The sequence below is a fragment of the Mycolicibacterium parafortuitum genome, from assembly GCF_002086815.1.
Taxonomy (GTDB): Bacteria; Actinomycetota; Actinomycetes; order Mycobacteriales; family Mycobacteriaceae; genus Mycobacterium; species Mycobacterium parafortuitum.
In genome coordinates this window covers 1-25,032 of record NZ_MVID01000039.1, presented here as the reverse complement: position 1 = coordinate 25,032, position 25,032 = coordinate 1, and the positions used below count along the sequence as shown (strand labels likewise).

Annotated in this window: 18 protein-coding genes; 7 read left to right on the top strand and 11 right to left on the bottom strand. The window is 66.8% G+C overall.

Going from position 1 to position 25,032, the window contains the following annotated elements; translation table 11 throughout:
- Positions 1-2: 2 nt before the first annotated feature.
- Complete coding sequence (locus BST38_RS27255; RefSeq protein WP_110782022.1) at positions 3-437, bottom strand: Rv2576c family protein; 435 nt, start codon at positions 435-437, stop codon at positions 3-5.
- Positions 438-672: 235 nt separating this feature from the next.
- On the opposite strand from BST38_RS27255, the gene urtA reads away from it, so the two are divergent.
- From urtA to urtE, 5 genes are read left to right on the top strand one after another with little or no spacing between them, the layout of a single operon-like run.
- Positions 673-1,938: an urea ABC transporter substrate-binding protein gene (gene urtA / locus BST38_RS27250; protein WP_083146654.1), complete on the top strand. Its 1,266-nt coding sequence runs from the start codon at positions 673-675 to the stop codon at positions 1,936-1,938.
- A 6-nt stretch (positions 1,939-1,944) separates the two neighbouring features.
- Positions 1,945-2,829, top strand: coding sequence for an urea ABC transporter permease subunit UrtB (gene urtB, locus BST38_RS27245; RefSeq protein WP_083146653.1), 885 nt, complete (start codon positions 1,945-1,947; stop codon positions 2,827-2,829).
- The gene (urtC, locus tag BST38_RS27240) at positions 2,826-3,932 is read left to right on the top strand and encodes an urea ABC transporter permease subunit UrtC (protein WP_083146652.1); all 1,107 of its coding nucleotides are present in this window, start codon (positions 2,826-2,828) and stop codon (positions 3,930-3,932) included. The genes urtB and urtC overlap by 4 nt, the downstream gene beginning before the upstream one ends.
- On the top strand, positions 3,929-4,762 hold the full coding sequence (urtD, locus tag BST38_RS27235; RefSeq protein WP_083146651.1) for an urea ABC transporter ATP-binding protein UrtD: 834 nt from the start codon (positions 3,929-3,931) through the stop codon (positions 4,760-4,762). Before urtC ends, urtD begins: the two co-directional genes overlap by 4 nt.
- Positions 4,762-5,454, top strand: a complete 693-nt coding sequence (gene urtE, locus BST38_RS27230; RefSeq protein ID WP_083146650.1) for an urea ABC transporter ATP-binding subunit UrtE — start codon at positions 4,762-4,764, stop codon at positions 5,452-5,454. Before urtD ends, urtE begins: the two co-directional genes overlap by 1 nt.
- A gap of 90 nt (positions 5,455-5,544) precedes the next feature.
- Here urtE and BST38_RS27225 read toward each other — a convergent pair whose 3' ends face one another.
- The 4 genes from BST38_RS27225 to BST38_RS27210 all read right to left on the bottom strand — a co-directional run bounded on the left by BST38_RS27225 (position 5,545) and on the right by BST38_RS27210 (position 16,045).
- Positions 5,545-8,979, bottom strand: a complete 3,435-nt coding sequence (locus BST38_RS27225; RefSeq protein ID WP_237160938.1) for an Ig-like domain-containing protein — start codon at positions 8,977-8,979, stop codon at positions 5,545-5,547.
- A gap of 953 nt (positions 8,980-9,932) precedes the next feature.
- Positions 9,933-13,493 (bottom strand): hypothetical protein, encoded by a 3,561-nt coding sequence (locus tag BST38_RS27220; RefSeq protein ID WP_083146648.1) that lies wholly within the window; start codon positions 13,491-13,493, stop codon positions 9,933-9,935.
- Between the two features lie 615 nt (positions 13,494-14,108).
- Positions 14,109-15,371, bottom strand: a complete 1,263-nt coding sequence (gene hisS, locus BST38_RS27215; protein WP_083146647.1) for a histidine--tRNA ligase — start codon at positions 15,369-15,371, stop codon at positions 14,109-14,111.
- Positions 15,368-16,045 (bottom strand): MBL fold metallo-hydrolase, encoded by a 678-nt coding sequence (locus BST38_RS27210; RefSeq protein ID WP_083146646.1) that lies wholly within the window; start codon positions 16,043-16,045, stop codon positions 15,368-15,370. The genes hisS and BST38_RS27210 overlap by 4 nt, the downstream gene beginning before the upstream one ends.
- A 118-nt stretch (positions 16,046-16,163) precedes the next feature.
- Between BST38_RS27210 and BST38_RS27205 the strand changes: the two genes are divergently transcribed.
- Positions 16,164-17,054: a peptidylprolyl isomerase gene (locus tag BST38_RS27205; RefSeq protein WP_083146645.1), complete on the top strand. Its 891-nt coding sequence runs from the start codon at positions 16,164-16,166 to the stop codon at positions 17,052-17,054.
- Here the strand turns inward: BST38_RS27205 and BST38_RS27200 are convergent.
- Positions 17,032-17,391, bottom strand: coding sequence for a hypothetical protein (locus BST38_RS27200; RefSeq protein WP_083146644.1), 360 nt, complete (start codon positions 17,389-17,391; stop codon positions 17,032-17,034). The two genes, BST38_RS27205 and BST38_RS27200, sit on opposite strands and share 23 nt — an antisense overlap.
- 53 nt (positions 17,392-17,444) lie before the next feature.
- Between BST38_RS27200 and BST38_RS27195 the strand changes: the two genes are divergently transcribed.
- On the top strand, positions 17,445-17,978 hold the full coding sequence (locus BST38_RS27195) for a helix-turn-helix domain-containing protein (protein WP_083146643.1): 534 nt from the start codon (positions 17,445-17,447) through the stop codon (positions 17,976-17,978).
- Here the strand turns inward: BST38_RS27195 and BST38_RS27190 are convergent.
- The 5 genes from BST38_RS27190 to secD all read right to left on the bottom strand — a co-directional run.
- A complete protein-coding gene (locus BST38_RS27190) occupies positions 17,967-20,339 on the bottom strand; it encodes a RelA/SpoT family protein (protein ID WP_083146672.1) in 2,373 nt (790 codons plus the stop codon). The genes BST38_RS27195 and BST38_RS27190 overlap by 12 nt on opposite strands.
- A gap of 38 nt (positions 20,340-20,377) precedes the next feature.
- A complete protein-coding gene (locus BST38_RS27185) occupies positions 20,378-20,947 on the bottom strand; it encodes an adenine phosphoribosyltransferase (protein ID WP_420872537.1) in 570 nt (189 codons plus the stop codon).
- Complete coding sequence (locus tag BST38_RS27180) at positions 20,914-22,560, bottom strand: ABC transporter substrate-binding protein (RefSeq protein ID WP_083146641.1); 1,647 nt, start codon at positions 22,558-22,560, stop codon at positions 20,914-20,916. Before BST38_RS27180 ends, BST38_RS27185 begins: the two co-directional genes overlap by 34 nt.
- A gap of 3 nt (positions 22,561-22,563) precedes the next feature.
- Entirely contained in the window at positions 22,564-23,871 is a 1,308-nt protein-coding gene (gene secF, locus BST38_RS27175) for a protein translocase subunit SecF (protein WP_083146640.1), read from the bottom strand.
- 4 nt (positions 23,872-23,875) lie between these two features.
- The coding region (gene secD, locus BST38_RS27170) for a protein translocase subunit SecD (RefSeq protein ID WP_083146639.1) at positions 23,876-25,032 on the bottom strand (1,157 nt) is incomplete at its 5' end.

Genomic DNA, 25,032 nt, shown 5'->3' with positions numbered 1-25,032 from the left:
ACTCACCACTGGCCGAGCTGGCAGCGCACGTTGTACGGGTCGTTGTGCTCGCTCTGGACGGCGCCGTCGACCGCGATGTCGCAGTGCGCGTTCGGGGCAGCCTGCCCGCCGCGGGTGGTGCTGCTGACCTGAAGGATCGCCCAGTTCGGGTCCTCCAGCGTGGTCTCGAACACCCACGGCGCGCCGGGGGCCACGTTCACCTTCTCGCGCTTGGCGTAGGCATACGCGTCGGCGTTGAACGCCTCCATGCTCGGCGGCTGGGTGGTCAGATAGAAAAGGTCGAACTCGTAGGCGCCGCCCGAGGTGAGCGTGTACCGGACCTGGTGCCCGGTCGGCTCCTGGGCGTACGCGGTGGCCTGACCGACGATGACCGAGGCAGCGGCCGCCAACAGTGACGCACCGACCGCCGTTCCTACCTTCGCTGAAGCTGATCGCATGTTGGACACATCGACCGACGCTACCGAAGCGTTACTCGCGGACACCCCGCCCGTCGGCACCCGGCATCGGCGGCAAACGAACTGTCGCGCCCGACAACAGGTTAACTTGGCCGTCACACACAGACATTTGGCAGAAACACGGGCGCTCTAACGTCCGGATTCGACACCGGGGCGGTGTTGAAACTTCGCCGTGCAGACCACCCTGACACGTGCTGAAATGCCAGAAAGGCCGTACATGCAACAACCTCGACGCCATTCCTTATCACGCTCGGCGCTGACCGCGGGAACTGTCGTGGCGGCGGCCAGCCTGCTGTTGGCCGGCTGCGGAAGCAAAGCAAGCGAAACAGACACAGCAAATGCCGAGTCATGCGTGGACACCTCCGGCGAGACCATCAAGGTCGGCGCGCTGAACTCGCTGTCGGGCACCATGGCGATCTCCGAGGTCACCGTCCGCAACGCGATCGATCTGGCCGTCGAGCAGATCAACGCCGACGGCGGTGTGCTGGGCAAGCAGATCCAGCTGGTCGGCGAGGACGGCGCGTCCGAGCCCACGGTCTTCGCCGAGAAGGCCGAGAAGCTGATCAGCAGCGACTGCGTCGCCGCGGTGTTCGGCGGCTGGACCTCGTCGAGCCGCAAGGCCATGCTCCCGGTGTTCGAGAGCGCCAACTCGCTGCTGTACTACCCCGTGCAGTACGAAGGCCTGGAGGCCTCCCCCAACATCTTCTACACCGGCGCGACCACCAACCAGCAGATCGTCCCGGCGCTGGACTACCTCAAGGAGAAGGGCGTCAAGTCGCTGTACCTGGTCGGTAGCGACTACGTCTTCCCGCAGACCGCCAACCGCATCATCAAGGCCTACGCCGAGGCGAACGGCATCGAGATCAAGGGCGAGGACTACACGCCGCTGGGCTCGACCGACTTCTCCACCATCATCAACAAGGTGCGCACCGCCGACGCCGACGCGGTGTTCAACACCCTCAACGGCGATTCCAATGTCGCGTTCTTCCGCGAGTACAAAAACGTCGGCCTGACCCCGCAGGACATGCCGGTGGTGTCGGTGTCGATCGCCGAGGAAGAGGTCGGCGGCATCGGTGTGCAGAACATCGACGGCCAGCTCACGGCGTGGGACTACTACCAGACCATCGACACGCCGGTGAACAACGAGTTCGTCAAGGCCTACAAGGACAAGTTCGGCGCCGACAAGCCCACCTCGGATCCGATGGAGGCCGCCTACGTGTCGGTGTTCCTGTGGAAGAACACCGTCGAGAAGGCCGGTTCGTTCGACGTCAAGGCCATCCAGGACAACGCCGACGGCGTGACGTTCGAGGCCCCCGAGGGTCTGGTCACCATCGACGGCGAGAACCACCACATCACCAAGACCGCGCGGATCGGCGAGATCCGGCCCGACGGCCTGATCTACACCGTCTGGGAGTCGCCCGGCCCGATCGAGCCGGATCCGTTCCTGAAGTCCTACCCGTGGGCCGCCGGGCTGTCCGGCTAGGAACACGTGGATGTCGTAATCGGGCAGCTGGCAACAGGATTGAGCCTCGGCTCAATCCTGTTGCTGGCCGCACTCGGACTGTCTCTGACCTTCGGCCAGATGGGCGTCATCAACATGGCGCACGGCGAGTTCATCATGGCCGGCTGCTACACCGCCTACGTGGTACAGCAGATCATCTCCAGCGCCGGTGCGTCGCTGCTGATCTCGCTGGTGGTCGGGTTCTTCATCGGCGGCGCCATGGGTGCGCTGCTTGAGGTCACCCTGATCCAGCGGATGTATCACCGCCCACTGGACACCCTGTTGGTGACCTTCGGGGTCGGCCTGATCCTGCAGCAGGTTGCCCGAGACATCTTCGGTGCTCCCGCCGTCAACGTCATCGCCCCGCCGTGGCTCTCCGGAGGTGTGGAGATCCTCGGCGCGGTGGTTCCCAAAACCCGCATCTTCATCCTGGTCCTTGCCGTCGTGTGCGTCGCGGTGCTCGCCGCGGTGCTCAAGATGAGCCCGATGGGACGACGCATCCGCGCCGTCGTGCAGAACCGCGACCTCGCCGAGACCAGCGGGATCTCGTCGCGCAAGACCGACATCACCACGTTCTTCATCGGCTCGGGCCTGGCCGCCGTCGCCGGGGTCGCGCTGACCCTGATCGGGTCGACGAGCCCGACGATTGGACAGAGCTATCTGATCGACGCGTTCCTGGTTGTCGTGATCGGCGGGCTCGGCCAGATCAAGGGCACCGTGATCGCAGCGTTCGCCCTCGGCTTCCTGAACTCGTTCATCGAGTACAACACCACCGCATCGCTGGCGAAAGTGATCGTGTTCGTGATCATCGTGGTCTTCCTGCAGGTGCGGCCGCAGGGTCTGTTCACCGTTCGGACAAGGAGTCTCGTATGAGAACCGTGCTGGGACGGTGGCAGACCTGGGCCGGCTTCGGCGTCGCGGCGCTGGTGCTGTTCGTGGTGGCGCCTGCCGTGTTGTCGGACTTCCGGCTCAGCCTGCTGGGCAAGTTCCTGTGCTTCGCCATCGTGGCGGTCGGCATCGGATTGGCCTGGGGCCGAGGCGGAATGCTGGTTCTGGGCCAGGGGGTGTTCTTCGGCCTCGGCGGCTACATGATGGCGATGCACCTCAAGATCGCCGACGCGGAACTGCGCGGCGACGCGGTACCCGACTTCATGCAGATTCAGGGCGTCCGCGAACTGCCCGGATACTGGACGCCGTTCGCCTCCCCCGTCGTCACGCTGATCGCGATCGTGGTGATCCCGACCGGGATCGCGGTGGCACTCGGGCTCGGCGTGTTCAAGCGCAAGGTCAAGGGCGCCTACTTCGCGATCCTGTCGCAGGCGCTGGCCGCCGCGCTGGCCATCCTGCTGGTCGGCCAGACCAGCCTCGGCGGCTCCAACGGGCTCAACAGGTTCCGTACGTTCTTCGGGTTCACGCTCAACGACCCGGTGAACCGCAAGATGCTGTACTTCATCGCCGCCGCGGTCCTGCTGATCGTCGTCGCCGTCGTGCGTCAGCTGATGCAGAGCCGCTACGGCGAACTGCTTGTCGCCGTCCGAGACGGTGAGGAACGCGTGCGGTTCCTGGGCTACGACCCCGCCAACATCAAGGTGGTGGCCTACGCGGTGGCGGCGCTGTTCGCGTCCATCGCCGGTGCGCTGTTCGCCCCGATCGTCGGGTTCATCGCACCGTCGCAGGTCGGCATCCTGCCGTCGATCGCGTTCCTGATCGGTGTCGCGATCGGCGGGCGTGCCACGCTGCTCGGGCCGGTGCTCGGCGCGATCGGTGTGGCGTGGGCGCAAACCCTGTTCTCCGAACGCTTTCCGTCGGCGTGGACCTACGGTCAGGGCCTGCTGTTCATCCTTGTCGTCGGCTTCCTGCCGGCGGGCCTGGCGGGCCTCGGCGTGTACCTGAAGCGCCGGCGCAAGGCCGACACCTCATCCGACAAGGCTCCCGACTCCGACCCGGACGCAGAGAAGGTGGGCGCGACCTCATGAGCGACATCGATGCGAGCACAGCGGGTAAGGAACCCGTCGAGGGTGGGAACGCCGGCATGGGCGCCCAGTACCTCGAAGTTCGGGGCTTGACAGTCGATTTCGACGGGTTCAAGGCAGTCAGCGACGTCGACCTGACCCTGTTCCAGGGTGATCTGCGGTTCCTGATCGGCCCGAACGGTGCAGGCAAGACCACGGTGATCGACGCGATCACCGGGCTGGTCTCGGCAACCGGCTCGGTGAACAAGTCAGGCGTCGAACTGCTCGGCAAGAAGGTGCACCAGATCGCCCGGCTCGGGGTCGGGCGGACCTTCCAGACCGCGAGCGTGTTCGAGGAGCTCACGGTGCTGCAGAACCTCGACATCGCCGCGGGCGCAGGACGTTCGGTGTGGACGCTGCTGCGGCGGCGCCACGGTGTGCTGCCCGCGATCGAACAGGCACTGCACACCATCGGGCTGACCCACCTGGCCGACAAACCGGCCGGCGTACTCGCCCACGGCCAGAAACAGTGGCTGGAGATCGGCATGCTGCTCGTGCAGAACGCCGACGTGCTGCTGCTCGACGAGCCGGTCGCGGGCATGAGCACCGAGGAACGCGAAGAGACCGGAAACCTGTTGCGCCGCATCGGTGCCGAACGCACCGTCGTCGTCGTCGAGCACGACATGGACTTCATGCGCGCGTTCGCGACGTCGGTCACGGTGCTGGCCCGCGGCCAGGTCATCGCCGAGGGTTCGGTCGCCGAGGTGCAGGCCAATCCGAAGGTCCAGGAGGTCTACCTCGGGACCGCCGCGGCCGGTGCCGACGGAATCGAACTCGCCGAGGAGAAGTCCTGATGCTGCAACTGGTCGATGTCCGCTCCGGCTACGGCCGCAGTGAGGTGATCCACGGGGTCAGCATCGAGGTACCCGCCGACGGCGTCGCCGCGGTGATGGGACACAACGGAGCCGGCAAGACGACGCTGCTGCGCGCAGCGGTCGGTCTGCTGAAATGCACTGCGGGGAAAGTCCTTTTCGACGGTGAGGACATCACCAAGCTACGCCCTAGCGCGCGGGTGAGCCGCGGGCTCGCGTACGTCCCGCAGGGCCAGCAGTCCTTCGGGCAGCTCACCACGGCGGAGAACCTGCAGGTCGTCGCCGACGGGCGCAAGAACGGCAAGGCGCTGATCGACGAGCAGCTCGACCTGTTCCCGGCTCTGAAGGAACTACTGAACCGTCGCGCCGGTCTGCTCTCCGGTGGCCAGCGTCAGCAACTCGCGATCGCGCGGGCGTTGATCACCACCCCGAAATGCCTGATCCTCGACGAGCCGACCGAAGGCATCCAGCCGTCGGTCGTGCACGAGATCGAAGAGGCCATCACCGCGCTGACCAACCGCGGCGATCTCGGCGTGCTGCTCGTCGAACAACACATCGGTTTCGCGCTGGAATCCGCGCAGCGCTACTACATCCTGGAAGCCGGCCGCGTCACCTCAAGCGGCACAGGCGGTTCCGCGTCCGAGGCCGACGTCCGCGCCGCGATGGCGATCTAGCCAATCCCCCGCGAGCGTGCGTGTCTGCGGGCGACACGCCATTGCTTTCTCGGCGAACGCGCACGCTCGCAGCGGGATTCGGCAATCACCCTAGTTCCCGGTGGTCCTGGTGGTGTTACTCCAGTTCACCCACGCGCGCGAGAAGTAGCTGGAGTCGACGACGCCGTTGGTGACCCGGTAGTAGCCGTCGTAGACCGTGTATCTCTGGTTACCGGTTTGCTGGGTGCCGGCGCCGTTGTTGTTGCCGCCCCAGCTCATCGTGTGCTGGTTGCCCGCGTTGACGGTGACGCTACCCCTCTCCAGGGTGTACCACGGGGCACCGGTGCCGTTGTTCGACGTACTCAAGGAACCGCTCAGGTTGTCGCCGTCCGGGTCGGTCGTCGTGATGGTGATGGTGCAGGAGGTGAACGCACACACCAGGCTGCCGAGGCCGAGCTGGGGATTGGCGTTGATCGCGTAGATCGGGACCTTGACCGTGAGCTGAGCGGTGCCTCCGAACCCGTCGGAGACAGTCATCGTGAATGCGTCATCCCAGGCGTTGAGCGCGACACCGTTGTACGTGGGGAGAGCGACTCCGGTGGCGGGGACTGTGCTCGTGGCCCCGATCCGGGCGACCGCGTGGCGCTGTGCCACTGTGAAGTTGCTCGTGTAGGTGAACGTGCCGTCGGCCGCAATGGTGACTGTTCCACCCTTCGCGCTGGTCACACTCGCCGGCCAGACCGGCGCGTCGCCGTCCGCGTCGTAGTACGTCAGCTTGCCGGTGCTGGTTTGCGTGGTGCCGTTGAGCGTGCCCACCGTCGGCGGCGTCGTCAGCGTCAGCGTCGGGTTGGTGGTGACCGTCGACGGCTTCACGTTCAGGCGGAGAGTCACCGACCGGCCGTCGGCGTCGGTGGCGATCATGGTGATCACGTCGTCGTTGTTCAACACACGGCCGACACTCGAGGTGTAGGTGAACGCGCCGGTGGCCGGGTTGAACGAGGTGACGGTGCCCTTCGTCGTGCCGCCGACGAGGGTGTAGCTGGTGAACGCCCCCGGCTTGTTGGTCGACGCCGGCGGCGTCCCGGTGACCACGTAGGGCGTCGAGGTGTTGACATTGCCCGGGGTGATGGAGGTGGTGTTGGGCACCGTGATCGTCACGATCGTGTTGCCGTAGTGCTTGTCATTGATCCGCACCTGGAAGCTCTGATTCGCGCCGGCCGTCGCACTCGACACGTAAGTGAAATCGCCGGTCGTCTCGTTGACTGTGACGATGCCGCCGTTCCCGGAGCCGTTCTTGGTGTAGGCCGAGTTGCCGGTCAGGCCGTTGACCGACGAGTCGACCAGATAGAACCTCAACGGGTCACCGTCGGAATCGCTGCCGTTGATCTTCCCCTTCACCACGCCCAACGCGTCGGTGTTCTGGCCCGTGACACCGGTGTAGACCGGGGCGGCATTCGTCCCGTTGATGATCTCGATTCCCACCCGGATGTTGTAGGGGACGCCGTCGGCGGAGTACGCCTGCACGGTGACCCAGTCGAACCTCTCTTCCGGGTCCTCCGCGGTGCTGCGGTGGCGGAACGCGGCGCCTTGAGCCTTGGGGTCCCACAACGCCGGTGGCGTGTAGGTGAAACCGCCTTGGACAGTATTGATGGTCACCAACGCATTGCCCTCAGTGGTGTACGTCCTGCCGAGGGTGCCGTCGGCACGGAACTCGATGGAGCCGCCATCGGGATCGACAGCATGGAACGTTCCGGCCGCGTACATGCCCAAACCGTTTGTGTAATGCCAACTGTCGTACGTCGTCCACGTGGTGAACGTCGTCAGTGTGGCCATCTCCTGGAACCGCTTGTACAGCGCCACCAGCGCCACATAGGTGGTGATCGTGTACGGGTTGACCTGCGCTGCGGTCCAGGTGGGAAGCGTGACATTCCAGGCCCGGGTCGGATCGTCGAACGCACCACCGTCACCGCCGACCAGGATCGCCCCGGCCTGAGCGGCCACGATCTTGTTCTGAAGCGCGGTGAAATTGTTGAGGTCCGATGCCGTGACGGTCGCCCCGGTGGTCGCCTTGATGATGTTGATCTCCCACTGGACCGGGTCGTAGATCCCGTTCAGCATGTCGCGGAGAAGCGTCGCCGCGCCGACCACGGCAGCGCCCATGATCTTGTAGTTCGAGATGACGTCTAGGGTGCCTGCCCCGTCGGCGATCTTGAAGGGCGGCATGATCTTGTTCAGGAAGCTGCCCCACGCGTTCAGGCTGTCGGTGTACGAGTAGTTGGGAAGTGCCGACAGCACGAACAGGCCCAGCACTCTGCCGAGATCGGGCAGCCAGACCGCCGGGCTGCCCGCAAAGGCGTTGGCGATCAGCACGTCGAGCTGATTGTTGGAGTTGTCCAGGGTCTGGTCGGTCACGCGATTCGTGATGTCGACGAAGTTCTTGGGTACACCTGGCCAACCCGCCAACCGGTTCACTGCCCGTTGCAGCACCCACAGGAAGTGCGCCTGCGTTCCCACCGGGGGCGGGGGCGTTGCTGCCGCCAACGTCGCCGCCTGCGCCGATGCGCCGACCGTGGCCGAATCACCGCCCCCGTAGAGCTTGCCCGCGGTGGGCGCGCCGACGACCGGTACCAGGCCGATGAGGTCGCGGCCGATATCGCGCAGTTCGTCGGCCACATCGGCGCTGTCGCCGCGCAGAATCGCAGAACCCAGCGCACCGAGGTTCCCGAGGAGGCTGACGACGTAGATTCCGGTTCCCACGAACGGGATCCATCCGATCGACGTGCTGAGTTCGGCGAGCGTCTTCTCGTTGGCGAGTTCGATCAACTCGCTGGTGGGGTTGGCCGTCTGCTGATCCTTGCGGCCGAGCCAGATCCCCTGCAGCACCTGCTCGATCGACAGGGGCGGGGCGGAGTCGCCACCGGGTGTCGTGGCTCCTCCGAACGCCTTCACCAACTCCTTGACGATGTTGATGATGAACGACGCTTCGGCCTCGTCCTCCGTTGCCGGCGTGGCGGGTACGGGGTCCGGCGCCGCGGTGGCTGGGTTACCTGTCGATCCGCCCGGCGCATTCGGAGCCGGTGCGGAACCCGAATCAGCGCTGCTGCCGACTGGAGCGGGGGCCGGCGGGTCGGTCTCCGTCGCGGTGGTCCCGCCATCCTGCGCCGGCGCTCCCCTGCCGGTCGACAGCGTGGGGCGCTCCGCGGCGCTGGGTTTGCGGGGAGCCCGCGTGGCTTCCGACCCGGCGGCGTCCGCCTCGGACGCGGTTTCCTCGTCCATCTCCTCGGCGTCGATCTCCTCGGCGTCGATCTCCTCGGCGGGTTCGAGCTCAGAATCCGGGTCGGAGTCCTCCACATCGGTGTCCGTGCCGATAGGGTCGGCGCCGGTGTCGGTTTCGGTGTCGGTCTCGCCGTCCTCGGAGGATGACGAGGGTGAGTCGCTCTGTCCGCTTCTCGCGACGGGGCGGTCGGCGGCGGCGTTACGTTTGCCCGGCGGAGTAGCACTGCTGTCGCCGGAAGCCGACCCGTCATCGGTACCTGCGGACGCCACACCCTGGCCGCTAATGATCGCCGCAGCCAGGCCCACACCGACGGCACCGACCCTCAACCAGTGCGCATGACCGCTGGGCTTCCGGTGACGTCCCGACGTGCGACGCGGTTTCCGTGGACTTGCAGCGGCCACCCCAGCTCCTTTGCTCCGCCACAGCCGGGTCGCGGGTGTCCGCGTTACGCTGCAGCTTCAGCAAATCAACCTAAGCGCTGACGGGACCCCTTTGATAACCGGCTATGCCCATTCCCTCTCGGTCTAGTGACGTATGGTGACGCACCTCTCGATGCGCCCCAGACGTGACAAAATTAACATACTCGACAATCTGGCGTGTGGACGCATTCCGGCCAAGTCGCCGTAATCAGCACGCTTACCAGATCTACCTGCGGCGATTGCGTTCATTGCCGCCGGGCGCGCCCACTCTGCCAAACCGGCGCAGTACATCGCATTCAATGGCTCGGCGCGAGGCGCCGAACGCCCACCGAGGGATTCAGTTTCCGTCATCGAGTGCAGGCACAGTCTCGACGATCATCCGCGCGGGGCTCCGATACCGAACCTGGGGATCTCGGCAAATAACCCGAAGGAAACAGAGGCGCCACGGCCTTCATCGCTGTCATTGACGGTGGGCGCGCAAAGCATGCACAAGGCATTCCTCCACCGCCGGCCTTCGGATGCGATCGAGTAGACACGCCTGTTCGGCACGCCAGCCGATGGCGATCGAGGATTTCGGCAACCCCTCGGCGCGGCCTCGAATCAGATCCGCCAACCCCAACCACGACGAGGTTCGGCACCAAGCGACGGACTAGCGAATCGCAGTGAAGCCCTTGCTATGCAACCGACTTCGACGACCAGCCGGTTACGCCGACGCGTTTGGGAAATCCGACCGCTGCGCTGAAACGGCCGCCCGCCCATTGCACCGCGCCACGATGAGCGTGTGCGCGAAGCTCCTCAGGCTGCTAGTTCCCGAAGCTCCTGCTGGTGCCGTTCCACTCGACCCACGCACGGGAGAAGTAGCTGGAATCGACCACGCCGTTGGTGACCCGGTAGTAGCCGTCGTAGACGGTGTACCTGTTGATACCGGTCTGCTGGGTGCCTGCGCCGTTGCTGTTGCCGGTCCAGCTCATCGTGTGCCCATTGCCCGAGTTGGCAGTGATCGAACCCCTCGGGGCCAGTGTCTGCCAGGCGTTGCCGTTACCCGGGTTCGAGGTGGGCAGGCCGCCGCTGAGACTGTCGCCGTCCGGGTCTGTCGTCGTGATCGTCACGGTGCAGATGCCGAAGCCACACGACAGGCCGGGCACGCTCAGAGTGGGGTTGGCGTTGATCGCATAGATCGGCACCTTCACCGTCACCTGAGCGGTACCACCGAAGCCGTCGGAGACGGTCGCGGTGAACGCGTCCTCCCAGGCGTTGAGGGCGACACCGTCGAAGGTGCTGCCCGCGGCCCCGATCCGGGCGACCGCGTGGCGCTGCGCCACGGTGAGGTTGCTCGTGTAGGTGAACGTTCCGTCCGCGGCGATGGTCACGGTGCCGCCGCGCGAGCTGGTCACGCTGGTCGGCCAGATCGGCGCATCGCCATCGGCATCGAAGTACGTGAACTTGCCCGTGCTGGTCTGCGTGGTGCCGTTCAGCGTGCCTACTGTCGGCGGCGTCGTCAGCGTCAGGGTCGGAGCGGTGTTGGGCACCGACGGCTGGACGTTCAGATGCAGCGTGACCTGACGGCCGTCGGCGTCGGTGCCGATGATCGTCACGATGTCGTTGGCCGTGGTGCTGTGCCCCAGGCCCGCGTTGCGGACGTACGTGAAGGCGCCCGTGGCCGGGTTGAACGACGTGACCGTGCCCTTCGCCGGAGTCCCGCCGAGGGTGTAGCTGACGAAGGTTCCGGGCTTGTTGGTCGAGGCCGGTGGCGTGCCGGTCACGACGCCCTGCGTGGGAGTGGTGACGTTCCCTGGGTTGATGCTGGTGGTGTTCGGCACGGTGATGGTGACGATCGTGTTGCCGTGGTGGCGGTCGTTGATCCGCACCTGGAAGCTCTGGTTCGCGCCGGCCGTCGCACTCGACACGTAGGTGAATTCACCGGTCAGCTCGTTGAGGGTGACGATGCCGCCGTTGCCGGCGCCGTTCTTGGTGTAGGCCGAGTTGCCGGTCAGGCCGTTGACCGACGAGTCGACCAGGTAGAACCTCAACGGGTCACCGTCGGAATCGCTGCCGTTGATCTTGCCCTTCACCACGCCCAACGCGTCGGTGTTCTGGCCCGTGACACCGGTGTAGGTCGGGGCGGCATTCGTCCCGTTGATGATCTCGATTCCCACACGGATGTTGTAGGGGACGCCGTCGGCGGAGTACGCCTGCACGGTGACCCAGTCGAATCTCTCTTCCGGGTCCTCCGCAGTGCTGCGGTGACGGAACGCGGCGCCTTGAGCCTTGGGGTCCCACAGCGCCGGTGGGGTGTAGGTGAAACCGCCTCCGACGGTGTTGATGGTCACCAACGCATTGCCCTCGGTCGTATACGTCCTGCCGAGCGTTCCGTCGGCGCGGAACACGATGCTGCCGCCGTCGGGATCGACAGCATGGAACGTTCCGGCCGCATACATGCCCAAAGCGTTGGTGTAGTGCCAACTGTCGTACGTCGTCCAGGTGGTGAACGTAGTGAGCGTGGCCATCTCCTGGAACCTCTTGTAGAGGCCGACGAGCGCGACGTAGGTGGTGACCGTGTACGGGTTCACCTGCGCCTCGGTCCACGTGGGCAGCGTGATATCCCACGCCCTTTCAGGATGGGTGAAGGCCCCGCCGTCGCCCAGGATTCCTCCCACGACTTTGAGAGCAAGCGAATCGAAATCCTGCAGGTCCGCTGCCGTGACGGTAGCTCCAGTGGTCGCCTTGATGATGTTGATCTCCCACTGAACCGGGTCGTAGATCCCATTCATCATGTCTTTCAACAGCGTTGCCGCGCCGACCACGGCAGCACCCATGATCTTGTAGGGCGAGATGATGTCGAGTGTGCCTGCACCGTCGGCGATTTTGAACGGCGGAACCACGCGGTTGAGGAAATCACCCATCGCGTTGAGAGTGTCCGAGAAGGTATAGCCCGGGATGGCCGAGATCAAGAAGAGCCCGAAGAGGCTCTGCGCGTCAGGAACCCAGCTGGCCGCACTTCCCGGCGGTGTGTTCGCGACAATGCCGTCGAGCTGATCGTCTGCGGCATCGAGAGTCCGGTCAGTTTGGTAGTTCGTGATGTCCACGAAGTTCTTCGGCGTGCCGGGCCAGGTCGCCAACCGGGTGACCGCCCGTTGCAGGACCGCCAGGAAGTGCTCCGGCGATCCCACCGGGGGCGCCGCCATCGCCGCCATCGCCACCGCCGACATGCGCTGGGACGCAGCGGCGCCGGCAGCACCGGCAGTGCCGGCGGACGCCAATTCGGCGGCAGACATCTCCATTTCGTAGAGCAGTGCTGCGGTCGGCGCACCGATGATCGGGATCATCCCGATCAGATCCCGTCCGAGATCCCGGAGTTCGTCGGCGATGTCGGCGCTGTCACCGCGCTTGATGGCCGCGCTCAACGCCCCGAGATTGCTGAGAAAATTGGCGCCGTACATGACCGAGCCGACAACCGGAATCCAGCCGACCGACACCGCGCCCTGGCCGAGCATGCGCTCGCCGAGCCCTTCCATGAACTCCGAGAACGACCTACTCGTCTGATTGTTGCGGTTGGACAGCCACAGGCCCTGGAGCACTTCGTCCAGCGAGACCGGTGCAACTGGTTCGCCGTCGACAGGAGCGCGGCCGATCGACCTCAGGATCTTGTCGACCCATTCGCGGACTGCAGCCTTGACCTCTTCGGGGAGTTCCTCGCCGTCCTCGGAATCGTCGGAATCGGCGGGTGACTCTGCGGAATCGTCCGGCGTTTCAGAGTCGGTGGGGTCGGACTCGTCGTCGGTGTCGCCTGCCGGCGTCTCCGATGAAGGCGTGTCGCCGGTCTGCTCGGACTCGGGCCCGGAGGCGGGCGCGGGCGTAGCGGAGCCGGTCGCCGCCGAGGACCGCCCGGCCGCATCGGGCTTTTGGTATGGGGTCGAGCTCTCACCGTCGTCGGTGGACGTGTCGGACGGCAGATCGTCCTCGTCTACCGGAGTCTGCGGTTCCTGCTCTTCCTCGACGAGTTCCTCGTCGAGGACTGTGTCGAGGTCGGCGTCCGCGCTGCCCGCGTCGTCATCGTCGCCGCCCGCGGGTTCGTCGCCGCTGTCGTCTCCCGCACCATCGGCGGGCGATGACGACTCGCCCTGGTCCGGTCCCGCACTCGGGCGACCGGCGATGCTGCTCCGCTTGCCACTGGCCTCGGAAGCACTGCTGTCGCGCGAAGCCGACGAGTCGTCGGTGTCCGCAGACGCCACGCCCTGCCCACTGATGATCGCTGCCGCCAGACCGAACCCGACAGCACCAGCCCGCAGCCACTGCGCACGGTGGCTGGACTTGCGGTGGCGGCCAGACGCCCGGCGCGGTTTCCGCGGACTCGCAGCGGCCAATGCAGCTCCTTTGCTCAGTCACACCCAAGGGTGTCGACTCCACGCCCCGCGCCTCACGTCCTAGCAAAACAATGCGGAGACGCCGAGTCGTACTTGGTTGACCGGATCCCCTGATTAGCAGGGCATCTGACGCGACGCACGCCGCCCCGGGGCGGGACGGCGCTCGCGCTGGCTAAATTAACATGCCTGACAATACAAAGGCCATCAGAATGATCGTTAACTTTTGGCAATGTGCTGAGCGTCTGCTCAGTTTTGCTGGGCGACATTCAGTTTTCGATAGAAAACGTGACAGCGGATGCCAGATGTCGGCTTCCGCCAGGATATTTCGGGCAGCAGGCGCGGTTTCGCCGCGATTCACCTTGCGTCGGTCCATATTTGGACCGGCACACATGGTGGTGGTGCGCTTTTCGTCCGAACTCTGAAGTTCGCCACTCTCCGTACAGCCCGAACGGCTTGCCCCTACCCGGTACACATTTGGACCAGAACATGACAGGGAATGTCAGATGCCCTTCTCTGACAACAAATCTCGTCTCCCGCGGCTATCGAGCGCGCGGTCTTGCACGGCCGACACGGAGTGTCGCCGGGCAGACGCGCGCGCTCGCGGTGCCAGGGAGCCTACGACAGTCGCGAGATCACTTCTGCGACAACGCTTTCCGTCGCGACATCGACCTGCTCTCCGGTCGCCATGCTCTTCACCCCGACCGTCCCCGCTTCCAGGTCACGGTCGCCGGCCACCAGCGCGATCGACGCGCCCGAACGGTCGGCGCCCTTCATCGCACCCTTGAGGCTCCGATCGCCGTACGCGACGTCGACACGCACACCCGCCGCCCGCAGCTGCGCGGCCAGCACCGCCAGTCGCTTCTTGGCCTCCGCGCCCAGCGGCACCGCGTAGACGTCCACCCGCGCGGACTCCCCCGCCGTCTTCCCCTCGGCGCGTAGCGCCAGCAGCGTGCGGTCCACCCCCAAACCGAAGCCGATCCCGGACAGGTCACGCCCACCGAGCTGGGCCATCAGGCCGTCATAGCGGCCGCCGCCGCCGATGCCGGACTGCGCGCCGAGCCCGTCGTGGACGAACTCGAACGTCGTCTTGGTGTAGTAGTCCAGCCCGCGCACCATCCGTGGGTTGATCACATACGGCACCGACATCGCGTCCAGGTGCGCCAGCACCGTGTCGAAGTGTTCCTTGGCCGCGTCGGAGAGATGGTCGAGCATCACCGGCGCGTCGGCGGTCATCTCCCTGACGTGCGGGCGCTTGTCGTCGAGCACCCGAAGCGGGTTGATCTCGGCGCGGCGCCGCGTTTCTTCGTCGAGGTCCAGCTTGAACAGGAATTCCTGCAATAGCTCGCGGTACTGCGGGCGGCACGTGTCGTCTCCGAGGGAGGTGATCTCCAGCCGGAACCCGTCCAGCCCGAGCGCGCGGAACCCGGCGTCGGCGACCGCGATCACCTCGGCGTCCAGCGCCGGGTCATCGACGCCGATGGCCTCCACACCGACCTGCTGCAGTTGCCGGTACCGCCCGGCCTGCGGCCGCTCGTAACGGAAGAACGGTCCCGAATAGCACAGCTTGACGGGCAGCTGGCCGCGGTCCAGACCGTGCTCGATCACCGCGCGCATGACACCGGCGGTGCCTTCCGGTCGCAGCGTGACCGAACGCTCACCTCGGTCGGCGAACGTGTACATCTCCTTGGAGACCACATCCGTGGACTCGCCGACCCCGCGCGCGAACAACGCGGTGTCCTCGAAGATCGGTAACTCGATGTCGCCGTAGCCGGCGCGTCGCGCGGACGCGAGCAATCCGTTGCGCACCGCGACGAATTCGGCCGAATCGGGCGGGAAGTAGTCGGGAACGCCCTTGGGCGCCTTGAACGAGTCAGTCACGGAGTCAAACCTTCGAGGAATGGATTGGTATGGCGTTCGATGCCGATGGTGGAGCGCTCGCCGTGCCCCGGTAGTACCAGAGTGTCGTCGTCGAGCACCAACAGCTTGGTCACGAGCGACTCCATCAGGTCGCGTCCACTGCCCCCGGGCAGGTCGGTGCGGCCCACCGACGACCGGAACAGCGTGTCACCGGTGAACGCGACGTGATCGGGGCCCTGCTCGACCCGGAACACCACCGAGCCCCGGGTGTGGCCGGGGGTGTGGTCGACGACGACGGTGATACCGCCGAGCTCGATCTTGTCGCCGTCGCGATCGAGTTCGAGGACCTGCCTGGGTTCCCGGAACACCGGGCTCAGCGCGAGCCGGCCCAGCCCGGCCAGGAAGCCCTGCCCGATGCCGCCGATCGGATCGGTGAGCATGAACCGGTCGGCCGGATGGACGTAGGTCGGGCAGCCGAATGTGTCGGACACCTTCTGGGCCGACCACATGTGGTCGATGTGGCCATGTGTCAACAACACCGCTGCCGGCGTCAGGCGGTTCTCGTCGAGGATCCGCGTCAACGAACCCATCGACCGCTGGCCCGGGTCGACGACGATCGCGTCGGCGCCCTGCCGCGGGGCCAGCACATAGCAGTTACATGCCAGGATGCCGGCCGGGAATCCGGTGATGAACACGCTCTCAAGCTTCCCATGCCCAGGTCGGCGCCCTGTTCACGAGGGTCGCGCGCTCGCACACAGCGGCAGCTGGCACACTCGGACCCGACCGGATCGACTGCCAAGGAGGACACCGGCCGTGCCGACGAACGAACAACGGCGTGCAACTGCCAAGCGCAAGCTGGAGCGTCAGCTCGAGCATCGGGCCGAGCGGGAACGCAAGCGTCGCCAGTACACGATCATCGGCTCCGCGGTCGGCGCGGTCCTCGTGATCGCCGCGGTCGTCGCGACGATCGTCCTCGTCAACCGCGATTCGGGCGACCAGACCGCGTCCGCGTCGACGAGCACCACGCAGACGTCGTCGCCGTTCGACGTGCCGCCGCCGGCCGAGGCTGCCGCGCTGCCCGAGTTCAGTGCACCCGAAGGGCTCGGCGGCAACTGCCAGTACCCGAAGTCGGCAGACGCGGCCAGCAAGCCGAACAACCCGCCGCGCACCGGCAAGGTTCCGACGGATCCCGCCGAGGTCAGCGCCAGCATGGAGACCAACCAGGGCAACATCGGGCTGCTGCTGGACAACGGCAAGTCCCCCTGCACGGTCAACAGCTTCGCCAGCCTCGCCCAGCAAGGCTTCTTCAACGACACCCCGTGCCACCGACTGACCACCAGCGAATCGCTGGGCGTGCTGCAGTGCGGTGACCCGACCGGCGAAGGCACCGGCGGGCCGGGCTACGAGTTCGCCAACGAGTACCCGACAGACCAGTTCCAGCCCGACGACCCGAAGCTCAACGCACCCGTGGTCTACCCGCGCGGCACGCTCGCGATGGCCAACGCCGGCCCGGGCACCAATGGCAGCCAGTTCTTCCTGGTCTACCGGGATTCGCAGTTGCCCCCGCAGTACACGGTGTTCGGCAAGATCGACGACACCGGCCTGGCGACGCTGGACAAGATCGCCGAAGCCGGTGTCGACGGCGGCGGCCCCGATGGCCCGCCGGCGCTCGCGACGACGGTCAAGAAGATTCAGCTCGACTGAGCCGAAGCGACTCCGCGTCGGCGTGCGCGTCGGCGACGCTGACCACCAGGCGGTCGTAGTCCTGGCCGCTCAGTTCGATCTGCACCGCCGGGCGGCCCGCCCGTGCGACGGCGAAGGTCTTGCCGCCGCGGCGGCGCCACGTGCCGATCTTGGTCCGGCCGGGCCAGTGCAGACCGGGCGCCCGCATACCGGTCACCGCGGCCAACGCGTCGTCGGCGACCTCGACGGACCGCACCGCTGACAACGGCACCCGGATGTCACCGTGCAGGCCGGCGATCTTCTCTGCCCGCGTCAGGTGCAGCCGCAACTGGTCACCTTCTATTCGGAGTTCTGCCATCACACTCCTCCTTTCTCATTGTTGAGAATGGTATCAAGGTTGATAATAGTGAGATGAACGCACTGGACCTCCTGCTCCACCCTGTCCGGATGCGCATCGTCCAGGCAATGTCGGACGGCAGCGAGTTGACCACGAGCGAACTACGCGCCGAACTCTCGGACATCGCCGCCGCCTCGCTGTACCGGCACGTGGCCGCGCTGGCCGATGCCGGGGTCCTGACGGTGACCAGTGAGAAACGCATCCGAGGTGCCACCGAGCGGACGTTCCGGCTCCACGTGCCTGCCGCTGTGGTCACCGCGGAGCAGGCGCGCACCATGAGCCGCGACGACCACCGGCGGGCGTTCGCCGCCTTCGTCGCGATGTTGATGGCCGATTTCGACCGCTACCTGGCAACACCGGATGCCGATGTGGCCGCTGACGGTGTGTCCTTCACCCAGGCGGCGCTGTGGCTGTCCGACGACGAACTACGGGAGCTGCGCGACGAACTCGCCGCGGTGATCGCCGCACGGCTCGATCATCCGCGTGCCGAGGGCCGCACCAGGCGTCTGCTCAGCACCGTCCTGATGCCGGGTGGCTCACGCCGCTGAGGTGACCCGGTAGACGTCGTACACACCCTCCACGTTGCGCACCACGTTGAGCACGTGGCCGAGGTGCTTCGGGTCGCCCATCTCGAAGGTGAACCGGCTGATCGCGACCCGGTCGTTCGACGTCGTCACCGACGCCGACAGGATGTTGACCTTCTCGTCGGCGAGCACCCGCGTGACATCCGACAGCAGCCGGTGCCGGTCGAGCGCCTCGACCTGGATCGCGACCAGGAACACCGACGACGGCGACGGCGCCCACTCCACCTCGATGATCCGTTCGGACTGTTGTTGCAGCGACGCGGCATTCGTGCAGTCGGTGCGGTGCACGCTGACCCCGCCGCCGCGGGTGACGAAGCCCATGATGTTGTCACCGGGCACCGGTGTGCAGCACTTGGCGAGCTTGGTCAGCACGCCCGGCGCGCCGGGGACCGCGACACCGACGTCCTCGCTGGTGCGCTGCCGCACCGGCATGGTCGCCGGGGTGGACCGTTCGGCGATCTCGTCGGCCGCCTCGTCGTCACCGCCGAGCTGCGCCAGCAGCCGCTGCACGACATGGCGCGCCGAAATGTGGCCCTCACCGACCGCGGTGTAGAGCGCCGAGACGTCCGTGTAGCGCAGCTCGCGCGCCAGCGCCGCCATCGTCTCGGCATTCATCAAACGCTGCAACGGAAGTCCGCCGCGGCGCACTTCACGGGCGATGGCCTCCTTGCCGGAGTCCAGCGCCTCCTCGCGCCGCTCCTTGGCGAACCACTGCCGGATCTTGGCCTTCGCCCGCGGCGACACCACAAAGCTCTGCCAGTCCCGCGACGGGCCCGCGTTCGGGGCTTTCGAGGTGAAAACCTCGACCACTTCCCCGTTTTCGAGTTTGCGTTCCAGCGCGACCAGCCGGCCGTTGACCCGGGCGCCGATGCAGCGGTGCCCGACCTCGGTGTGCACCGCGTAGGCGAAGTCCACCGGCGTCGACCCGGTCGGCAGCGTGATCACGTCGCCCTTCGGCGTGAACACGAAGATCTCTTGCACCGCAAGGTCGTAACGCAGCGACTCCAGGAACTCCCCCGGGTCTGCGGCTTCCCGCTGCCAGTCCAGCAGCTGCCGCATCCAGGCCATGTCGTCGATCTCGGTGGCAGTGTGGCCACCCGGAACCCCGTTGCGGCCCTTGGCCTCCTTGTAGCGCCAGTGCGCGGCGATGCCGTACTCGGCGGTCTTGTGCATGTCGATCGTGCGGATCTGCACTTCCAGCGGTTTGCCCTCCGGACCGACGACCGTGGTGTGCAGCGACTGGTACACCCCGAACCGCGGCTGGGCGATGTAGTCCTTGAACCGCCCGGCGATCGGCTGCCACAGCGAGTGCACCACACCGACGGCGGCGTAGCAGTCGCGCACCTCGTCGCACAGGATCCGGACACCGACCAGGTCGTGGATGTCGTCGAAGTCGCGGCCCTTGACGATCATCTTCTGGTAGATCGACCAGTAGTGCTTCGGCCTGCCCTCGACCGTCGCGTTGATCTTCGACGCGTTCAGCGTTGCGGTGATCTCGGCGCGCACCTTGGCCAGATAGGTGTCGCGCGACGGCGCCCGGTCGGCGACCAGCCGCACGATCTCCTCGTACTTCTTCGGGTGCAGAATCGCGAACGACAGATCCTCGAGCTCCCATTTGACCGTCGCCATGCCGAGCCGATGCGCAAGAGGCGCAATGACTTCCAGCGTCTCCTTGGCCTTGCGGGCCTGCTTCTCGGGCGGCAGGAAACGCATCGTGCGCATGTTGTGCAGCCGGTCGGCGACCTTGATCACCAGCACGCGCGGGTCGCGCGCCATCGCGATGATCATCTTGCGGATGGTCTCGCCCTCGGCGGCGGAGCCCAGCGCGACCTTGTCCAATTTGGTCACGCCGTCCACGAGGTGACCGACCTCGACGCCGAACTCGGCGGTCAGCGCCTCCAGCGTGTAGCCGGTGTCCTCGACGGTGTCGTGCAGCAGCGCCGCGATCAGCGTGGTGGTGTCCATGCCGAGCTCGGCGAGGATGTTGGCCACCGCCAGCGGGTGGGTGATGTACGGATCCCCGGATTTGCGCAGCTGATCGGCGTGCCGCTGCTCGGCGACCTCATAGGCCTTCTGCAGCAAGGTCAGATCGGCCTTGGGGTAGATCTCCCGGTGCACCGCGACCAGCGGTTCGAGCACCGGGTTGATCGCGCTGCGCTGCGAGGTCATCCGGCGCGCCAGCCGGGCCCGCACCCGCCGCGACGCGCTGGTCTGGGCAGGCTTGACGACCTCCATCGGCTGCGTCTCCGGGCTGGCCACCGCGGCCGGGCCGGGTGTCTGCACAGCCTGGCCGGACCCCGGGTTCGTGCGAACCTTGTCGGCCATGTTCACCTCCGGTCTGTGCTCTTCGAAGGATATCCCGCTCAGACGGTGTACAGGCTGGTGACCTCGAGTGGTTCCACCGCCGCCCGTCCGCCGAGCTCGGTGAGTTCCATCATCACCACGGCCCCGGTCACGTTCGCGCCGGCCCTGGTGAGCAGCTGGTGCGTCGCGGCCAGGGTGCCTCCGGTGGCCAGCACGTCGTCGATCACCACGACGGAGCGGCCCGCGAGGTCGACCCCGTCGGCGGGGACTTCGAGCGTGGCCGAGCCGTACTCGAGGGTGTAGGTCTGGCCCAGCACCGGCGGGGGAAGTTTGCCGCCCTTGCGCACGGCGAGCACCCCGATCCCGAGCGATATCGCGACCGCACCGCCGAGCAGGAAGCCGCGCGCGTCCACCCCGGCGATCAGGTCGGCGCCGCGGGCGCTGTCGGCGATCGCCTTGCTCACCCGGGCCAGCCCGTACGCGTCGGCCAGCACCGGCGTCAGATCCTTGAACTGGACACCCGGCTCCGGGAAGTCGGGGACCTCGCGCATCAGGGCCCGGATCACCTCGGCGATGTCGGAGCTGTCGTCGATGCTCACTTGCTCAACTTCCACCGGTCCATGTTCCATCCCGCTCCCCATCGCGTCGGGTTGCCCGTCACCGCGAACATCTTGGTCGAGGTCAGCAGTGTCCGTTGCTGACGGTACAGCGGCAGCGTCGGCATATCGCCCCACAGGATCGGGCCGGCCTCGCCGAGCAGACGCGCGAGCTCCTTGGGGTCGGAGGTCACCGCCAGCGTCGAGATGATCGCGTCGATGCGCTCGTTGCGGTAGCGGGGCAGGTTGTTGCCGTTGGCGCTGTGCAGGGTGTAGGCGTCCATCAGCGACGAGCCGGTCGAGCCGCTGCCCGCCGCTCCCCCGGTCGCGGCGATCAGCACGTCGATCTTGTTCTCCCGCAACGACAGCGGTCCGGTGTCGGCGGTCGCGACGTCTTCGACGGTGATTCCGGCCGGCGCGCAGGCCTTCGCGATGGTGCCGACGGTCGCCGCGAGCCGTGCATTGGGCGACTGGTAGCCGATCCGCACCGTCAGCGGCCGCCCGTCCAGCGCGTCGCGGGCCGCCTCCGGGTTGGCGACGGCGAACTCGTTGACCTGCGGGGTGGCCTCGGCGCCGGTGTAGGCGTCCTCGGTCGCGGTGTTGAGCCTGACGTTGGCCACCGGCGCCTCGGCGTTGCGCGCGATCACGTCGCGCGGCGTGCACAGCGCCACCGCCCGGCGGGCGGGCACCGCGGCCAGCGGGCCCTGGGGCGCGAAGATCAACTGTTCGACACCGGCCGACGGCGCGTCGCTGCGGACGTAGTCGTCGGGCAGGTTCAACGTGCCTGACGACCCTGCCGCGATGTCGACGACGTCGTAGGCGCCCTCGTTGACCCGGTCCTGGGTCTCCGGACTGCGCGGCCACACGGTGATCCGGGGCGTGATCGGCGGCGCACCCCACCACTTGTCGTTGGTCACCAGCACCACGGCGCCCTCGTCGGTGACGGACTCCAGCTTGTACGGACCCGACGACGGGAACTTCTTCAGGTCCAGGTCGGGTGTCAGGCTCCAGGTCGAGTTCCAGACCTGGGCGATGCGCTCCACGGCCGGGACGTCGTTGTCGAGCAGCGCCCGGGTGACCGCCCCGTCACCGAGGCCCAGGACGTCACCGATGACGTGCGACGGCATCATCGAGGTCGCGGTGAACAGCTGACCGTAATCGGTGAACGCGCGCTCCGGCGCGAAGGAGACGCGCGCCTTCTTCTGCCCCGGCGCGCAGTCGACGGTCGCGATGTCGGTGTAGCCGGCGCGACTGGCGGCGTCGAACATCGGGAACTTGCCCGACTGCGACGCCCACGCGAGCACCATGTCGTCACAGGTGATCGGTTTGCCGTCGGAGTAGACGGCCTCGGCCTTGATCTCGTAGTCCAGGATCAGCGGGCTCCGCCCGACCACCGAGATGGTGCCGAAGTCGAGGTCGCCGACGATCTGCCCGTCCGGGCCGTGGTAGTTGAACCCGGTGAGCACCCGCGCAAAGGCCTGCGGACCGCCCGACGCGGCGCCCGCGACGGTGTTGGTGTTGTAGGTGCTCAGCGCACCGTCGATGGCGTAGTCGACCGATTCCGCGGTTCCTTCTGCGCACGAGGTCAGCCCGAGGCCGCCCGTGAGGGCGAGCAGCGCTGCCAGCGTGCGCCAACGGCGAGCCATCGCCTACCGGTTCCGCGGGGTGCGCTTACCCGATGGTCGCCCGGTCCGGCTGCTGGTCGGCCGGATCGGGCGTGCGCCCGGCGCGGGCTTGTCCGGCGCCGGCGTCGACGGCCGGGCGGCCGCGGAGACAGGCTCGGCGTTGACAGTGCCCGCGTTGACAGTGCCCGCGTTGACAGTGCCCGCGTCGCCCGCGTCGTCCTCGTCCGAGACGTCGAGGCCCGCGGCCCGCGCCGCGGCGGTCTGGCGCCGGTTGAGCACCCGCCGGGTGTGCTTGCGGACCAGGTCGGTGCGCTCGCGCAGGCTGACCAGCAACGGGGTGGCGAAGTAGATCGACGAATAGGTGCCGACGATGACGCCGACCAGCTGGACCAGCGCGAGGTCCATCAGGGTGCCGACGCCGAGCAGCCACACCGCGACGACCATCAGCGCGATGATCGGCAACACCGAGATCAAGCTGGTGTTGATCGACCGCATGAACGTCTGATTGACGGCGAGGTTGGCCTGTTCGGCGAAGGTGCGGCGGGTGGTGTGCTGGAACCCTTCGGTGTTCTCCTCGACCTTGTCGAACACGATGACGGTGTCGTAGAGCGAGAAGCCGAGGATGGTCAGCAGGCCGATCACCGTGGCCGGGGTGACCTCGAAACCGACCAGTGCATAGACGCCCGCGGTCACCACGAGATCGAACAGCAACGTCGCCAGCGCGGCGATCGCCATATAGCGCTCATAGCGCACCGTGATGTAGATGGCCGCCAGCACCAGGAACACCACCAGCGCGATCAGCGCCTTCTGGGTGATCTGGCCGCCCCAGGTCTCCGACACCGCCGAATCGCTGACCGCCTGTTCGCTGGGCTGCCCGTCCGGCCCCTTCGGCTGGAACTGCTCGAACAGCGCCGAACGCAGCGCGACGATCTGGTCGTTGTCCAGGGTCTCCGAGCGGATCTGGAACGTCGCGGAGTCGCCGCTGCCGACGACCACCACCGACTCGGGCGGGTTGCCGATCGTGTCGTTGAACACGGTCTCGACCTGCTGGGTGGTCGCGGAGACATCGCTGCGCGGGAACGACACCTTGGTGCCGCCCTCGAAGTCGATGCCGAACGTGAAGCCCCGGATCAGCATCGCGCCGATCGACACCGCCACGATCAGGCCGCTGACCGCGTACCAGAGCTTGCGCTTGCCGATGACCTCGAACGCGCCGGTACCGGTGTAGAGCCGGACGAAGAACCCGTGCTTGGCCGCTTCGGTGCCCGACGATTCCAGGTCGGGGGCCTCGACGGCACCCGATTCGACGTCGGCGCGGTTACGTGTCGCCATAGGTCTATCCCCGTCCCGCCGCGTTCGCGGCCGCTCGGCGTTCACGTGCGATCTGCTGGACGGCCCCCAGCCCGTTGAGCGACGGCTTGGCCCACAGCGACGACTTCGACGCCATGAACACCAGCGGCCAGGTCACGAGGAACACGACGACGACGTCCAGGATCGTGGTCAGTCCGAGAGTGAACGCGAAGCCCTTCACCTGGCCGACCGCGAGGAAGTACAGCACGGCCGCGGCGAGGAACGTGACGCCGTTGCCCGACAGGATGGTCTTGCGGGCGCGGGCCCAACCACGGGGCACCGCCGACCGGAACGACCGGCCCTCACGGATCTCGTCCTTGATGCGTTCGAAGAACACCACGAACGAGTCCGCCGTCATACCGATACCGATGATCAGACCCGCGATACCCGCCAGGTCCAGCGTGTAGTTGATCCACCGCCCGAGCAGCACCAGGATCGCGAACACCATCGCCCCTGAGGCGACCAGCGACAGCGCGACCAGCACACCGAGGGCCCGGTAGTACAGCAGCGCGTACAGCAGCACAGCGGCCAGCCCGACGGCGCCGGCGATCAGGCCCGCGCGCAGCGACGACAGCCCGAGCGTCGCCGACACGGTCTCGGCCTCCGACGACTCGAACGACAGCGGCAGCGATCCGTACTTGAGCACGTTGGCGAGCTCGCGTGCGGAGTCCTGGGTGAAGCGCCCGGTGATCTGCGTCTTGCCGCCCGGGATCGGTTCGTTGATGACGGGGGCGCTGACCACCTTCGAGTCGAGCACGAAGGCCGTCTGCACACCGACGTTGGCAGCGGTGAAGTCCGCCCAGGTCTTGGCGCCCTGGCTCTTGAACTCCAGGTCGACGACCCACTCGCCGGCCTGCTGGTTCAGCCCGGACGTCGCGTTGGCGATCTCCTCGCCGGCGATGATCGACTTGTCCAGCAGGTAGACCTGGGTGCCGTCCTGGGAGCAGGTGATCAGCGGCAGGTTCGGGTCGTCGTTGCCCGCGAGCACGTCTTCCTGACCGCACTGGGACGCCTGCAACTGCATCGCCAGGATCTGGATCATCTGATCGCTGCTCTGCCGCCGCATCTTCTCCTGCTTGATCTGCTCGGAGAGGGGCAGCTTCTGCTCGTCGGCAGGCGCGGGCGGGGTGCCCGGGGCGGGGG

Bases quoted from the DNA above. Each gene is read 5' to 3' on its own strand.
- BST38_RS27185 (WP_420872537.1), bottom strand. From the start codon at position 20,947: ATGGAACATGGACCGGTGGAAGTTGAGCAAGTGAGCATCGACGACAGC.
- urtC (WP_083146652.1), top strand. From the start codon at position 2,826: ATGAGAACCGTGCTGGGACGGTGGCAGACCTGGGCCGGCTTCGGCGTC.
- secF (WP_083146640.1), bottom strand. From the start codon at position 23,871: ATGGCGACACGTAACCGCGCCGACGTCGAATCGGGTGCCGTCGAGGCC.
- BST38_RS27195 (WP_083146643.1), top strand. From the start codon at position 17,445: ATGAACGCACTGGACCTCCTGCTCCACCCTGTCCGGATGCGCATCGTC.
- urtA (WP_083146654.1), top strand. From the start codon at position 673: ATGCAACAACCTCGACGCCATTCCTTATCACGCTCGGCGCTGACCGCG.
- BST38_RS27255 (WP_110782022.1), bottom strand. From the start codon at position 437: ATGCGATCAGCTTCAGCGAAGGTAGGAACGGCGGTCGGTGCGTCACTG.
- BST38_RS27190 (WP_083146672.1), bottom strand. From the start codon at position 20,339: ATGGCCGACAAGGTTCGCACGAACCCGGGGTCCGGCCAGGCTGTGCAG.
- BST38_RS27180 (WP_083146641.1), bottom strand. From the start codon at position 22,560: ATGGCTCGCCGTTGGCGCACGCTGGCAGCGCTGCTCGCCCTCACGGGC.
- urtD (WP_083146651.1), top strand. From the start codon at position 3,929: ATGAGCGACATCGATGCGAGCACAGCGGGTAAGGAACCCGTCGAGGGT.
- urtE (WP_083146650.1), top strand. From the start codon at position 4,762: ATGCTGCAACTGGTCGATGTCCGCTCCGGCTACGGCCGCAGTGAGGTG.
- BST38_RS27200 (WP_083146644.1), bottom strand. From the start codon at position 17,391: ATGGCAGAACTCCGAATAGAAGGTGACCAGTTGCGGCTGCACCTGACG.